General features: G+C 70.3%; 13 protein-coding genes. 8 read left to right on the top strand and 5 right to left on the bottom strand.

The genetic code is table 11. The features are described 5' to 3' along the window. The first annotated feature begins 117 nt into the window (after positions 1-117). Positions 118-894 (top strand): DUF998 domain-containing protein, encoded by a 777-nt coding sequence (locus tag QWI33_RS27515; protein ID WP_289959895.1) that lies wholly within the window; start codon positions 118-120, stop codon positions 892-894. A gap of 240 nt (positions 895-1134) precedes the next feature. Here QWI33_RS27515 and QWI33_RS27510 read toward each other — a convergent pair whose 3' ends face one another. After that, entirely contained in the window at positions 1135-1854 is a 720-nt protein-coding gene (locus QWI33_RS27510; protein ID WP_289959894.1) for an SDR family oxidoreductase, read from the bottom strand. A 78-nt stretch (positions 1855-1932) separates the two neighbouring features. Here QWI33_RS27510 and QWI33_RS27505 point away from each other — a divergent pair, with 78 nt between their 5' ends. Next, complete coding sequence (locus tag QWI33_RS27505; RefSeq protein ID WP_289959893.1) at positions 1933-2289, top strand: MerR family transcriptional regulator; 357 nt, start codon at positions 1933-1935, stop codon at positions 2287-2289. Here QWI33_RS27505 and QWI33_RS27500 read toward each other — a convergent pair. From QWI33_RS27500 to QWI33_RS27490, 3 genes are all read right to left on the bottom strand, one after another. After that, complete coding sequence (locus QWI33_RS27500; RefSeq protein WP_289959892.1) at positions 2286-2546, bottom strand: hypothetical protein; 261 nt, start codon at positions 2544-2546, stop codon at positions 2286-2288. The genes QWI33_RS27505 and QWI33_RS27500 overlap by 4 nt on opposite strands. 261 nt (positions 2547-2807) lie before the next feature. Then, entirely contained in the window at positions 2808-3407 is a 600-nt protein-coding gene (locus tag QWI33_RS27495) for a hypothetical protein (protein ID WP_289959891.1), read from the bottom strand. Between the two features lie 61 nt (positions 3408-3468). Then, on the bottom strand, positions 3469-4182 hold the full coding sequence (locus QWI33_RS27490; RefSeq protein ID WP_289959890.1) for a siderophore-interacting protein: 714 nt from the start codon (positions 4180-4182) through the stop codon (positions 3469-3471). Between the two features lie 66 nt (positions 4183-4248). Here QWI33_RS27490 and QWI33_RS27485 point away from each other — a divergent pair, with 66 nt between their 5' ends. Next, positions 4249-6879 carry a GNAT family N-acetyltransferase gene (locus tag QWI33_RS27485; protein ID WP_289959889.1) on the top strand — a complete coding sequence of 877 codons (2631 nt, stop codon included), beginning with the start codon at positions 4249-4251 and terminating at the stop codon, positions 6877-6879. 119 nt (positions 6880-6998) lie between these two features. Here QWI33_RS27485 and QWI33_RS27480 read toward each other — a convergent pair whose 3' ends face one another. Continuing rightward, positions 6999-8060, bottom strand: a complete 1062-nt coding sequence (locus QWI33_RS27480; protein WP_289959888.1) for a pectate lyase family protein — start codon at positions 8058-8060, stop codon at positions 6999-7001. Between the two features lie 201 nt (positions 8061-8261). On the opposite strand from QWI33_RS27480, the gene QWI33_RS27475 reads away from it, so the two are divergent. The 5 genes from QWI33_RS27475 to QWI33_RS27455 are packed head-to-tail and all read left to right on the top strand — an operon-like array spanning position 8262 to position 13889. Continuing rightward, on the top strand, positions 8262-9599 hold the full coding sequence (locus tag QWI33_RS27475) for an ABC transporter substrate-binding protein (protein ID WP_289959887.1): 1338 nt from the start codon (positions 8262-8264) through the stop codon (positions 9597-9599). 26 nt (positions 9600-9625) lie between these two features. Beyond that, positions 9626-10540, top strand: a complete 915-nt coding sequence (locus QWI33_RS27470) for a carbohydrate ABC transporter permease (protein WP_353895568.1) — start codon at positions 9626-9628, stop codon at positions 10538-10540. Between the two features lie 10 nt (positions 10541-10550). Next, positions 10551-11468 carry a carbohydrate ABC transporter permease gene (locus QWI33_RS27465; protein ID WP_289959885.1) on the top strand — a complete coding sequence of 306 codons (918 nt, stop codon included), beginning with the start codon at positions 10551-10553 and terminating at the stop codon, positions 11466-11468. 26 nt (positions 11469-11494) lie between these two features. Further along, the gene (locus tag QWI33_RS27460; protein WP_289959884.1) at positions 11495-13015 is read left to right on the top strand and encodes a glycoside hydrolase family 43 protein; all 1521 of its coding nucleotides are present in this window, start codon (positions 11495-11497) and stop codon (positions 13013-13015) included. Further along, positions 13008-13889: a DUF6807 domain-containing protein gene (locus tag QWI33_RS27455; RefSeq protein ID WP_289959883.1), complete on the top strand. Its 882-nt coding sequence runs from the start codon at positions 13008-13010 to the stop codon at positions 13887-13889. The genes QWI33_RS27460 and QWI33_RS27455 overlap by 8 nt, the downstream gene beginning before the upstream one ends. The last annotated feature ends 5 nt before the right edge of the window (positions 13890-13894 follow it).

Here is a 13894-nt window from a genome sequence, read left to right as displayed (position 1 = left end):
CTGCCCGCCTCACTCTCAGGTAAGGGTCCCCGGCGCGCGTCTCACCCCACGGTATGAGACCCGATTCCACGCCGCGGACCGAGGAAACCGCACGTCCACGCCCCTACCGTTCGCCGCATGAACCACAACCTGCTCCATTCGCGCGCAGCCGGGGTCACCGCCATGGCCGCCGTCGCCGCCAGCCAGACCGGCTTCGCCGTCATGCACCTGACCCAGTCGGACGCGGTGGACCCGGTGGCCACCCCGGTCTCGAGCTACGCCGTGACCTGGCCCGGGATCGTCCTGTTCCCCGCCTCGGTGCTGGCGCTCGCGCTGGCGTGCGCGATCCTCGCCGGGCGCGGGGTCGGCCTCGCCCGCGACGGCCGCATCCGCTTCCTCCTCGGCGCCACCTCGGTGATGCTGCTGTGCGCCGCGGTCTTCCGCACCGGCACACCCGAATCGGGGCTCACATGGTGGGCGCAGATCCACCGGTACACCGCTGGTGCGGCGTTCGTGCTGCTCACCGTGGTCGCCGCATTGTGCGCGCTGCGGATGCGGGACGCCGAGGTACCGGAGTGGGTGCGGCGGGGCACGTGGTGGGTGACGGGCCTGGCGGCGCTGACGTTCCTGACGACGACGGCGAACACGTTCCTGCCCGGGTTCCTCAACGGCGGGGAGTGGCGCGGGCTCGGGCAGCGGGTGCTGCTGGTCGTGCTCTCGGCGCTGGTGTGGATGCTCGTCGCGAACTCGATCCGGGCGATGGTCCCGGCGGGCGCGGCGGTCCCGTCCGGCGCGGTGGCCCGGACGGCAACGCCCGCAACGGCTCCGGTCGGTGCCGACCGGTTCGCGGGGGCTTCGCGGGAGTCCGGCCAGGTCCGTGAGGCGGCGCCCGCGCTGGCGGGGTCGCGGTCATGACCGGGTTCGGGCGGTTGCGGGCCCGGTTGGGGCGGGCGCGGATGTCGGTCGGGAAGTGCGGCGAGCTGCGCCGGCACGGGCCGGTCCGGGTGTGGCGGGAGGGCGAACTGTTCCGCCGGGAGGGCGAGGCCCCGCCGGGGCCGTCGTTCGGCAGCTGGTTCTGACGAGTGTCGCGGTCGTCGTGGAGGAGTGCGGGGCCGGGGTCCGCCCGAGGGGGGCGGACCCCGGCTGTTCCCGGCGTCAGTGCGCGGCGCCGCTTCGGGCCAGTTCCGGGTAGATGACGCCCGGGTCGGCGCTCAGGATCGCCTTGAGCTCCACGGCGTTCCGGTCGGCCAGGACTTCCAGGGCGCCGGAGGCGATGCCGTCGAGTCCGGCGCGGGCGATGTCGGCGGGGTCGCTCTTCTCGGCCTCGACGGCGGCGAGCATGTCGGTGTCGATGCCGGCGACGTGCAGGCCGATGACCTGCGTGCCCTGTGCGGCGAGTTCGAGCCGGGCGCCGTTGGTGAGGCTCCACGATGCGGCTTTCGCTGCGGCGTAGGCGTTCCCGACGCCGAACGCGCGCCACGACAGCACCGAGAGGATGTTGAGGACCGCGCCGCCGCCGTTCGCGCCGAGGACCGGGGCGAAGGCCCGCACCATGTTGAGCGTGCCGAAGAAGTTCGTCTCCATCTCCCGCCGGATCGCGTCCTCGTCGCCTTCGACGAGGTTCGCGAACGTGGCGATCCCCGCGTTGTTGATGAGGATCGTCGCGTCGGCGGCGGTCTTCGCGGCGGCCGCGACCGATGCGGGGTCGGTGATGTCGAGTTGCAGGGGCACGACGCCGGGCAGGTCGACGGATGCGATGCGGCGCGCTCCGGCATAGACCTTGGCCGCGCCGCGTTCTAGGAGTTGCTGCGCGAAACGGCGGCCCAGGCCGCGGTTGGCGCCGGTGACGATTGCGATTGATCCTTGGATTTCCATGCGGTCGACGCTATGACCTCACGCCGGCGTCAGGGGCAAGCGGCAGTGTCGGACACCACATCGATCGGGGAGGCGCGGATGCGCATCGGGGAACTGGCCGAAGCGACGGGCGCGACCGTGCGCGCCATCAGGTATTACGAGGAGCAGGGGCTCCTGCGGCCCGAACGGACCGCGAGCGGCCAGCGGGTCTACGCCCCGGACGCCGTCGACCAGGTCCGCTGGATCCGCGCCCTCCTGCGGAACGGCTTCCCCAGCAGGGCGATCGCGAAGCTCCGCAGATGCACCGGCGCCGAAGAGGTCACCCCCGAGCAGCGGGCCGTCATCTACGAGGAGCACGCCCGCATCGAAGCCGAGTACCGTGCGATCGCCGCGACCAGGGAGCGGTTCGCGTCGGTCCTCGCGTTCATCGGCGACGGCCCGGAGCGCTCCGGCTAGATCGAGTTCGCGTACTGCTCGAACGTGTCGGCGCCGCCCTGGTACAGGGTGAGCGCCTCTTCGAGCTTCTCCTTCGCCTGCTGCCATTGGGAGAGGGCCTCGCCCGGCATCGCGCTGCCGGTGTCCCGGGTGGCGGCGGTGCCCGCGCCGATCGCGTCGTCCGTCAGGGTCTGGGCGCCGCCGAGCGCGCCCATCGCCTCCTGGACCTGCTCGATCGCGCCCTGGATCTGCGACTTGATCTCCGCGGTGCTCGCCATGCGCCGTCCCCTCGCCTCGAACCACTGCTGCCACACCCACCGTAATGGACACGGTCCACGCTTTCGGGCCAGCGCTTCAACCGGTCGGATTTCCGGTCCGCACATCGGAAAGCCCGCAGCCGTCCTACATCGCGGACGCTCCGCTGCCCGGTCGCCTGATCGCGCGGGCATCGGCCTCACGCTGAGCTCCTCCTCTTGGACCGCCTTCACCTCCGCGATCAAGGCCAGCCGCATCGCCTGATCCGGTCCCTCTGCGGGCCTTCAGATCGACGGCATGATCCCCAGCGCGGCCAGCGTTTGCGGCACGGCGACCAGCAGCAGGCCGAGGAGCAGCGGCGCTCCGATGACGCCGATCACGATGGGCGCCCGCCCTGTGTGGAACCTCCGCGAATGCGATATCGCCAGCGTTCCGAATGCCGAGGCCCCCAAGGCGAAGCACAGCACGTAGGCGATGCCCGAGACCTCGATCCGCTGAGCGTCGGTCACTGCCAGCACCACCGCTTGCGCCATGCTCCCCGCGGCGTACACACCGAGGGTGGCGAACGCGCCCCATACGAGGCTCGAGGTCAGGAACGGACGCAGCAATCGCGGGCGGGAGGCCGAAGCCAGGAGTGCCACGGCAGCGCCCGCGAGCTTCACTGCGATGACGAGCCAGTTCATGACGGCGATGCCGGTCGCGTATTCGGCGTACGAGCCGGTGTCGAACCTGTCCGAGGCCTCGAACCAGAGATTGAACAGCGCGAAGCCGAGGCACGACAGCGCGACCGACCAGCCGAGGATCTTGATCTTCTTGCCGTGCAGCGGCGTAACCGTGGAATCCATGCCTCGATCCAAGCCGATGGCGGCATGCCCGCGCCTCACCTGCCGAAGGGAGCCGCCTCCCCCGAGCGGGGGGTATCGCAGCGCGGTGGGCCGCCGGGGCTCACTGCCGCCAGTAGGCCATGGCGTGCATGCGGCCCTTCGGGAAGCCGACCTCCTTGCGGGCGAGGGCGGTCAGGGCTCGGGTGGACTTGGCTTCGGTGGCGATCCAGCAGTACGCCGTCGCCGTGTCCGCGGCGAGCTCGGGGAGTTCCTTGCGGACCTGGGCGACCAGGGCGTCGCCGTCGCCGGTGCGGGGGACGAGCCTGAGGTCGTGGTGGCCGGAGGTCCGGTGCGGGAGGTCGTCGTCGGAGGCGGTCTCGAACCAGATGGTCGCGGGGGTCTCGGGGAAGGCGTCGAGCAGGGAGTTCACGGCCGGGAGCGAGGCGGCGTCGCCGACGATGAGGAGGCGCTCGGGTGCGGGGTCGAGGGGTTCGAAGCCGGTGCCGTAGACCGTGGCCTGGATGGTGCCGCCCGGTTCGACCTGCTGCGACCAGTCGCTCGCGATGCCGTCGTGCAGGGCGAACTCGATGGCGAAGGTGCCGTTCCCGGCATCGGGGTCGACGATGGTGTAGCCGCGCTGGTGGGGTTTGCCGTCGTTGTCGAACCAGAGGCGGACCCACATCGTGGGGTGCAGGGGCAGTTCCGCGAGGAGCCCGCCGTCGGTGAAGGTGAGCCGGCGGTAGTGCTCGGTGATCTGCGTCGCGCCGGTGACGGTGAACGTGAAGTCCTTGGCGCGCAGCAGTTTCAGTACCGCGCCCTCCCAGCCGTGGCCCATGCCCGATCCCTTCTCGCGTCCCAGTGAAAATGAATGGTCTTACGCTTAGGTTAGACTAACCTAACTATGAGCTTCGTGTGCTATCGGGACGCCTGGGGCGTCCCTCATCTGCGCGCGGCCGACCCCCAGTCGCTCGCCTTCGCCCAGGGCCACAACGCCGCCGCCGACCGGGCCTGGCAGTTGGAGACCCTGCTGCGCCGCGCCACCGGGACCTCGGCCGCGGTCTTCGGCGCCGAGTGGCTGCCCTGGGACCGCCTCGCCCGGCAGACCGGCATCGTCGGCGCCGCCCGTGCCGCGTTCGACCACCTCGACCGGGAGACCGCCGACTGGGTCCGCGCCTACGTCGCCGGCGCCAACGCCGCCCTCCCCGCGGCGGCTGCCGCCGCACCCGAGTTCCGAAGGGCCCCTGAGCCTTGGGAGCCGTGGACACCGCTCGCGGTCTGGCACGCCGAGCACCTGCTGTTCGGGTCCGGGTTCCCCGCGAAGCTCTGGCGCGAGCGCGTCATCGAGCACCTGGGCGAGGACGCGGTCGGGCGGTTCGCCATGGACGGCCCCGCCCCGACCGGGTCGAACGGGTGGATCGTCGACGGCGCCCTCACCGCCTCCGGGGCCGCGATCGTCGCCGGGGACCCGCACCGCTTCCTGCAACTGCCCGGCACCTACCAGCAGATCCGCCTCGCCTGCACCGCAGGCGGCACTGACGGGTTCGACGTGGTCGGCCTGGCGATGCCCGGCATCCCCGGCATCGCGCACTTCGGGCACACCGGCACCGTGGCCTGGGGCATCACCAACGCCATGGCCGACACGCAGGACCTCTTCCACGAGCGGCTGCGCCGCACCGGCGACGGCGGCATCGAGGCGCTCGGGCCGGACGGGTGGGAGCCGGCGCAGTCGTGGACCGAGACCATCGAGGTCGCCGGGGGCGACCCGGCCCCGGTCGAGGTGATCACCACCCGGCGCGGGTCGGTCATCACCGACGCCGACGCCGCTGCGGGCGGTGCGGCGCTGAGCCTGCGCAGTCCCCTGCACGCCGATCCCGAGCTCGGATTCGCGGCCCTGCCGAAACTCCTGCGGGCCGCCGCGGTCGCCGACGTCGACGCCGCCCTCGACGGCTGGGTCCTGCCGGTGAACGTGGTCATGGCCGCCGACACCGCCGGCGGCCTCCTCCACCGCGTCGCCGGGCGGGTCCCCGAGCGCGACCGCGAGAACCTCGTCCGCCCCGTCCCCGCCTGGGAGCCGCGATACGCCTGGCACGGCTGGAAGCCCATGGCCGCCAAGGCCGTCCACGGCTTCGCCGCCATGGCCAACGACCGCGGCGTCTCCGGCGACCTCGGCGTCGAGTTCTGCTCCCCGCACCGCGTCGAACGGATCACCGAACTCCTCGCCGGGCGCGATGACTGGACCGCCGCCGACATGGCCGCCGTCCACACCGACACCTACCTGCCCACCGCCGCCGCACTCCTCGACCTCCTCCCCGGCCTCGACCTTCCCGACTCCGACCTCGGCGGGCCCGCCGCACTCCTGCGCAAGCGCCTGCTCGCCTGGGACCGCCGCATGGACGCCGACAGCGCCGACGCCGCCGCCTTCGCCGCGTTCCGGGCCGCGTTCGTCAGAGGCCTCGCCGCACTGCCCGTCTTCGCACCGCTCAGCGCCCCCTCCCGCTACCCCGAGGTCTTCGCGCCGTGGCTCGTCCTCGAAGTGCGCATCGGATTCGCCCTGGAACACCTGCTCAACGGCGACCTCGTCACGCTCGAGCAGCGCGACGCGGCACTGCGCGACGCGCTCGACGCGGCTGCGGCGCAACCGGACACGACCTGGGGCGAGGTCCACCGGCTCGTCCCCTGGCGGGACGTCGACCCGCCCGAGGCGATCACCGGCATGTCAGGCGACGCCGACTGCGTCCTGTCCACCTCGGGCGCACCCGGGATCACCGAGGACTTCGCCCGCGGCCCCGCCGCCCGCTGGGCCTGGGACCTCGCCGACCGCGAGCACAGCCGCTGGATCGTCCCCTTCGGAACGTCGGGGGCGCCCGGTCCGCACCTGCGCGACCAGTTCCCGCTCTGGCGGGACGGCGAACTCGTCCCCGTCGTCACCGATTGGCCGCAACTGCGCGAGGAGTACCGCATGATCGACCGTCCGACCGTGTTCGAGCAGGCATTGGAGGGCTTCGGCACCGTGTCCATCGTGCCCGTCAGCCCGGCCGAGGACCTCGACCTCATCTACGGCTGGGTCACCCAGGAGCGGGCGAAGTTCTGGGGCATGACCGAGCACTCGCGCGAGTACGTGCTCGAGATCTACGAGTACCTCGACGCGCTCGCCACGCACCACGCCTACCTCGTCCTGCGCGACCGCGAACCGATCGCGCTCCTCCAGACCTACGACCCCGGCGCCGACCCCGTGGGCGAATGCTACGAGGTCGAACCCGGCGACATCGGCGCCCACCTGCTGGTCGCCGCCGCCGGGGACCGGGCCCAGGTCGGCTTCACCGGCGTCCTCATGGGCGTGCTCGTCGCGTTCTTCTTCGCCGACCCGAAGCACCGAAGGGTCGTCGTCGAACCCGACACCCGCAACGAGCAGGCCGCGGCCCGCCTGCGCCGCACCGGCTTCACCTTCGGACCCGAAGTGCAGCTGCCGGACAAGACCGGCCGGCTCGCGTTCTTCCGCCGCGAGGACGCGCCCGCGCACCTCCTGCCCTGAGCCGCGGGCACCAGCTCGCGCGGCGCAGCAGTGGGCGGCGGCCCCCGACGCCGGTGCACAGCACCGGGGGCCGCCGCCCGAATCCAACGACAGTGTCCATCTAGGAGCACCCCCGCAGCTCAGGTCCCAATCTCGGGCTGCGGTCCGCTGAATTCGCTGAGGAGGGCCGGCACGGCGGCGGCAGGGTCGGCCCGGTAGTCGTAGAAGTCGTGCGGGTCGAACGCGTCGCCCTGCTCGCGGATCACGTCGTCCCAGGTGCAGTCGACGGTGATGTTGCCGCGCTGGACCAGCTCTCCCGCGACCGTGTAGTACGGGTTGTGCGTGCCCTCGTAGTAGCTGTTCTCGATCACCGCGCTGGTGGCGCCGCGGACGTAGTTGCCGTACGCCGAGGCGTTCTGCAGGTAGTTGTTGTACATGTGCAGGTTCGCGATGTTGTCGGCGCTGGGGTTGCGCTGCACGGTGTTCTTGAACCAGTTGTGGTGGATCGTGATCTGCGAGGTCACGTTGGGCGTCCAGCCGATGCCGAAGGTCTTGTTGTTGTCGAAGAACCGGTTCCAGGAGACGGTGAGGAACGTGGTGTCCTTGCGGCTGTCGAGGAGGCCGTCGTTCATGCGGGTGAGGGTGTTGTGGTCGATCCAGATGTGGTCGGCCGTGTCGAGCTGGATGGCGTCGTAGTCGAACTCCTTGTCGTCGGGGTCGTCCTCGGGCATGAGGGTGTCGCGGATGGTGAGGTTGCGGATGATGACATTGTGGACGCCGGTGCCGAGGAAGAAGCCGCCGCCGACGATCTCGCCCTCGGTGCCGATGCCGATGATCGTCTTGTTCGAGGCGACCTTGAGCTCGGTGCCCTTGGGGTTGATGTCGATCGCGCCGGCGACCTGGATGACGTAGGGCTCGGCGGCGGTGACGTAGCGGTGCAGGGCCTCCATCGTGTCGACGGTGACCGTCTCGCCGGCGGCGCCGCCGGTGGTGGGCCCGCGTCCCAGTCCCGGGAGGGACGCGAAGCCGTCGGCGGTGTCGGACCAGCCGTGTCCGGGGCGGCTGGGCGGGACGGCCTCGGCGCCCGGGAGGGCGGTGGCGGCGGTGAGTCCGGCGAGGACCAGGCCCGCCGCGGCGGTGGCCGCGACCAGGGCGCGGCGCAGCCTCCGGCGGGTCGGATGCCCTGTCGCTGAAGGGTTCATGTGACGCTCCTATCGGTGGAGGGTGGGCGTCTGCTCGGCCCAGCCTAAGCATGGTCATCGATTTACGTCAATGGGTTGCCGAAACTTCCATCTAATTTTTTTCATGACTTGACATAACCTGATCCGCGGTCCTAGCCTGAGTCCCACTCATCGAGTCTGATCGATGGCCCGACCCCTCGTCCGCGTGAAGGGACCTCCAGCGTGACCACTGAACGACCCCCCGCCTCCGGTTCGGAGTTCAACCGCCGCAACCTGTTCAAGCTCTCCGGCCTCGGCCTGGCCGCCGTCCCCGGGCTCGCCGCCTGCGGGCGCGGCTTCGGCGGCGGCGGCGGTGACGAGAGCGGTGACGGCGTCACCCTCAACATGGTCTGGTGGGGCGACGCCACCCGGGCCGAGAAGACCCAGGCCGCCCTCGACATCTTCACCGAGGCGAACCCGGGCATCACGATCAAGGTCGAGTACCAGGACTCGGGCCCCTACCAGGACAAGCTCGCGACCCGGTTCGCCGCGAACGACGCGCCGGACCTCATGGCGATGCGCATGGACTCGCTGCGCGAGTACGCCGACCGGGGCGCGCTCCTGGACCTCAACGAGTACGCCGACGACATCGACCTGAGCGGCCTCAGCGAGAACGCGGCCAACCTGGCCGAAGTGGACGGCAGCGTCTTCGGGGTGCCGGCCGGGCTCAACGCGGTCGGGTTCGTCATCCGCAAGGACTTCGCCGAGCAGTACGACGTGGCGGTCCCCGACGGGAACACGTGGAGTTGGGACGACCTGGCGGCGTTCGCGCAGGCGGTCAGCGACGCCTCCGGCCAGGAGGTCTACGGCACCGGGTACGACGTGCAGACGCTCCAGAACCTCGTGGTCTGGGTCCGCCAGCAGGGCGAGGACCTCTTCACGGAGGACGGGAGGCTCGGCGTCTCCGCGGGCACCATGCAGGCCTGGTTCGAGCTGGCCGACGGAATGCGCCGCTCGGGCGCGTACCCGCCGGCGGGCTTCTTCGAGGAGATCGGCGGCGGGGCCGACCAGTCGTACATCGCGCAGGGCAAGCTCGCGTCCCAGATCATCCCGACGAACAACTTCCTGGGGTACAACGAGGCGTGCGGCGGGAACCTCGCGCTGCTGCGCATTCCCGGTGAGACGCAGGCGGTCCGGCGCGGGCAATCGGTTGACTGCCCGCACCTGTGGTCGGTGGCCGCGGCCTCGAAGCACCCGAAGGAGGCCGTGAAGCTCCTCGACTTCCTCACGAACGACCCGGAGGCCTCGCTCGCGACCGGCACCACCCGCGGCGTGCCCGCGAGTGCGGCCGTGGCCGAGGAGATCAAGGGCTCCCTGGAGCCGGACGACCTGGCCGCCACCGAGTACCTCATGGGCCTGCAGGCGGAGGACCTGCCGCGCTCCTACACGTACCCGCCGGGCGGCAGCGCGATCGCCGACTTCCTCGACGTCATCGCCGTCGAGGTCGAGTTCGGCCGCCAGTCGCCCGCCGACGGGGCCGCCCAGTTCATCGCCGAGGCGACGGCGGCGATCGAAGGGTGACCGCCACGCCGACCGAGACCGCCGTCATGCCGGGGGCGGTCGCCCCTCCTCCGCCGCAGCCGCGGCGGAGGAGGGTGCGCAAGGACCGCGCCGGCTACCTGTTCCTGCTGCCCTGGTTCATCGGGATGCTCTTCACGATCGTCCCGTTCTTCGCGTCGCTCTACCTCGCGTTCACCGACTACAACCTGCTGAACGCTCCGAAGTGGATCGGGTTGGAGAACTTCGCGGAGATGTTCCGCGACCCCGTGCTGCTCAAATCCCTCAAGGTCACGTTCGTGTACACGTTCGTGTCCGTGCCGCTCTCGCTCGCGGCCGCGCTGGGCGTGGCGATGATCCTCAACCGCGGCATCCGGGGCCTGCCCTGGTACCGGGCCGTGTTCTACCTGCCCTCGCTCCTCGGCGCGAGCGTCGCCGTCGTCCTCCTGTGGCGCTACGTGTTCGGGCTCGACGGGATCGTGAACGCCTTCCTCGGCTGGTTCGGGATCGACGCGATCTCCTGGACCTCCGACCCCGACTACGCGCTCACGACGCTGATCATCCTGCACATCTGGACGTTCGGTTCGCCCATGGTGATCTTCCTGGCCGGACTGCGGCAGATCCCCGTCATGTACTACGAGGCCGCCGCCGTCGACGGCGCCTCCAAATGGCGGCGGTTCCGCTCCATCACCCTGCCGCTGCTGAGCCCGATCATCTTCTTCAACCTGATCCAGTCGCTCATCGCCTCGTTCCAGACGTTCACGCAGGGCTTCGTCATGAACAACGGCGGCGGCGGACCGGCGAACTCCACATTGTTCTACAACCTGTACCTCTACCAGCAGGGCTTCGGCCAGTTCAACATGGGCTACGCCTCGGCGATGGCCTGGACGCTGCTCGTGATCATCGCCGTGTTCACCGCGATCACCTTCTTCACCGCCAAGTACTGGGTCAACTACGACAGCTGAGGTCCCACCCATGTCCCAGACCATGCAGACCCCGCGGGCCGCCAAGCGCAGTGCCGCCAAGCCCAATGAGGACGCCGACGCGCTCATCGAGCGGTTCGGCAGCACCCGCAAGAGCCGCTTCTCCCGACACGTGATCCTCTGCGCCATCGGCCTGGTCATGATGTACCCGCTGCTGTGGCTCGTCTCCAGCTCGCTCAAACCGAACGGCCTCATCTTCGAGGACCTCTCGCTGTGGCCGACCGAATGGAGCCCGTCGAACTACACCGAGGGCTGGAACGCGCTCGAATACGACTTCGGGATCTACTTCTCGAACTCCATCATCATCGTCGTGCTCAGCATCATCGGGAACCTGTTCTCCTGCTCCCTCGCGGCGTACGGGTTCGCGCGGCTCAACTTCACCGGACGCAAGCTCTTCTTCGCGCTCATGCTCGGCACCATGATGCTGCCCGGGCACGTGCTGCTCATCCCGCAGTACATCCTGTTCGCGAAACTCGGGTGGCTCAACACGTACTACCCGCTCCTGGTGCCGAACTTCCTGGCCACCAACGCGTTCTACATCTTCCTGATGGTGCAGTTCATGCGCTCGCTCCCGCAGGAGCTCGACGACGCCGCCCGCATCGACGGCTGCGGCCCGTTCCGCACCTTCTGGAGCATCATCCTGCCGCTGTGCCGCCCCGCGTTCGCCACCACCGCGATCTTCACGTTCATCTCCGTGTGGAACGAGTTCTTCGGGCCGCTGCTGTACCTCACCGACCCGGAGCTGTACACCGTGCCGCTCGCGCTGCGCCAGTTCATCGACTCCGAAGGCCAATCCCAGTGGGGCCAGATGTTCGCGATGTCGGTGCTCTCCCTCGCACCCATCATCGGGTTCTTCATCGCAGGACAGAAATACCTGGTCAAAGGCATCGCCACCACCGGCCTCAAATAGCGGCCCCCACGACGAACGGGAACACCTTGCGCCATTTCCTTTCGAGGTTCACCTCCGACAACGGCGACGGCACCTACCGCAACCCGGTCCTGCGCGCCGACTGGTCCGACCCCGACGCGATCCGCGTCGGCGGCGACTTCTACCTGGTCGCCTCCAGCTTCCACCGCGTACCGGGCCTGCCGATCCTCCACAGCCGCGACCTCGTGAACTGGACGATCATCGGCCACGCCCTCGACCGGCTCGTACCCGAAGCCGACTTCCGCACCCCGCAGCGCGGCGGCGGCGTCTGGGCCCCGGCCCTGCGCCACCACGCCGGCCGGTACTGGATCGTCTACCCCGACCCCGACCGGGGACTGTTCACCACCAGCGCCGAAGACCCGGCGGGGGAGTGGACCACCCCGCACCTCCTCAAGGGCGGCAAGGGCCTCATCGACCCCTGCCCCCTCTGGGCGTCCGACGGCTCCGCATACCTGGTGCACGGCTGGGCCAAGAGCCGCGCGGGCGTCAACAACCGACTCACCGTGCACCGCATGAGCGAGGACGCGACCGCGCTGCTCGATGCAGGCGAAGTGGTGATCGACGGCGACGAGCTGCCCGGATACCGCACCCTCGAAGGCCCCAAGTTCTACGAACGCGACGGCTGGTACTGGATCTTCGCCCCCGCCGGCGGCGTCACAGACGGCTGGCAGTCCGCGTTCCGATCCCGCGACCCCTTCGGGCCGTACGAGGAGCGCATCGTCCTCGAACAGGGCGACACCGACATCAACGGCCCCCACCAGGGCGCATGGGTGACCACACAGGACGGTGACGACTGGTTCCTGCACTTCCAGGACAAGGGCGTCTTCGGACGCGTCGTCCACCTCCAACCCATGCGCTGGAACGACGACGGCTGGCCCGTCATCGGCGACAACGGCCAACCCGTCACCCTGCACCCCAAGCCCGTGCAAGGCCAACCGCCCGCCGCACCCGCCGCCTCCGACGACTTCACCACCGGCATCGGCCCCCAATGGGCCTGGCAGGCCAACCCCGAACCCGACTGGGCCGCCACCGACCCCGCCGGCCTCACACTCACCTGCGTCCCCACCGACGACCCCGACCTCCGGCACCTGCCCAACCTCCTCGGCCAGCGCCTCCCCGACGGCGGCTGCCGAGCCGAAACCACCATGCGCCTCGACGACGCCGCGCCCGGCACGACCGCAGGCCTCGCCGTCGTCGGCGACGACTACGCCTGTATCGGCCTGGCACGCACCAACGACACCACCACCGTCACCTGCCGCACCGCCTCCGGCGGCGAACCGCCGCGCGACAACGGCAGCCCCCTACCGATCAAGGACGCCACTGCGGTCATCGTCGGCGTCGAAGTCGACGCGACCGGCCGCTGCCAGTTCTTCGCCCACCTGCCCGGTGAAACCCCGCAACCCGTCGGCGAACCGTTCCAAGCCACCGAAGGACGCTGGGTCGGCGCCGCACTCGGCCTCTTCGCCACCGGCCACGGCACCGCCACGTTCGACGCCGTGCGCATCACCGCCACGGACACCCATGCATGACCCGCTCACCCTCAGCCAGACCGTCCCCCTCATCCTCGGCGGACGCACCGTCGCCGAATACGTCTGGCGCCCGCACCTCCCGAACACCCTGTCACCCAGACCGTTCCTCCACCCCGTGCGCACCCTCACCGGCACCACCGTGACCGAGGCGATGCCCCCCGACCACCGCCACCACCTCGGCGCCGGCCTCGCCGTCCCCGATGCCGGCGGCGCCAACTTCTGGGGCGGCCGAACCTACGTCCGCGACCAAGGCTCAACGCTCCTCCCCAACCACGGCACACAACGCCACCACCGGTGGGAGACCCGCACCGACACCGACCTCACCCACGAACTCCACTGGATCGGCCCCGACCAGACCACCCTCCTGCACGAACACCGCCGCATCACCGCCCGACCCCTCGACCACCACGCCTGGGCCCTCGACTTCCGCTACACCCTCCGCAACCTGACCGCTGCACCACTCGACTTCTCCAGCCCAGGAGCCAAGGGCCGCACCGGAGCCGGATACGGCGGATTCTTCTGGCGCGCCCCCCTCGGCAACGGCGACACCACCATCCTCGGCCCAGACCGCAACGGCATCGCACACCTCCACGGCTCGACCGTCCCCTGGCTCGCACTCCGCAACAGCGGCCCCGCACCCTGGACCCTGATCCTCATCAACCCGGAGACCGAACGCGAACCATGGTTCGTCCGCGGCGACGACTACCTCGGCGCCGGCCCCGCCCTCGCCTGGACCAAGCCCCTCACCGCCGCCCCCGGCAACGGCCCCACGCGTCGTATCATCACGGTAATCGCGGACGGCGACCTCAGCCCACAAGCCATCAAAGCCCTGGTCGAAGCCGCCGCGGCAAGCCCCGCACCCCGCGAGGCCTAAGTGAT

The sequence above is a fragment of the Glycomyces tritici genome, assembly GCF_030403505.1.
The sequence above is the reverse complement of the archived record's forward strand: the minus strand, read 5'-3'. Positions and strand labels throughout refer to the sequence as shown.

Excerpts from the sequence above, each read along its gene's own strand:
- QWI33_RS27515 (WP_289959895.1), top strand. The coding sequence starts at position 118 with ATGAACCACAACCTGCTCCATTCGCGCGCAGCCGGGGTCACCGCCATG.
- QWI33_RS27510 (WP_289959894.1), bottom strand. The coding sequence starts at position 1,854 with ATGGAAATCCAAGGATCAATCGCAATCGTCACCGGCGCCAACCGCGGC.
- QWI33_RS27505 (WP_289959893.1), top strand. The coding sequence starts at position 1,933 with ATGCGCATCGGGGAACTGGCCGAAGCGACGGGCGCGACCGTGCGCGCC.
- QWI33_RS27500 (WP_289959892.1), bottom strand. The coding sequence starts at position 2,546 with ATGGCGAGCACCGCGGAGATCAAGTCGCAGATCCAGGGCGCGATCGAG.
- QWI33_RS27490 (WP_289959890.1), bottom strand. The coding sequence starts at position 4,182 with ATGGGCCACGGCTGGGAGGGCGCGGTACTGAAACTGCTGCGCGCCAAG.
- QWI33_RS27485 (WP_289959889.1), top strand. The coding sequence starts at position 4,249 with ATGAGCTTCGTGTGCTATCGGGACGCCTGGGGCGTCCCTCATCTGCGC.
- QWI33_RS27480 (WP_289959888.1), bottom strand. The coding sequence starts at position 8,060 with ATGAACCCTTCAGCGACAGGGCATCCGACCCGCCGGAGGCTGCGCCGC.
- QWI33_RS27470 (WP_353895568.1), top strand. The coding sequence starts at position 9,626 with ATGCCGGGGGCGGTCGCCCCTCCTCCGCCGCAGCCGCGGCGGAGGAGG.
- QWI33_RS27465 (WP_289959885.1), top strand. The coding sequence starts at position 10,551 with ATGTCCCAGACCATGCAGACCCCGCGGGCCGCCAAGCGCAGTGCCGCC.
- QWI33_RS27455 (WP_289959883.1), top strand. The coding sequence starts at position 13,008 with ATGCATGACCCGCTCACCCTCAGCCAGACCGTCCCCCTCATCCTCGGC.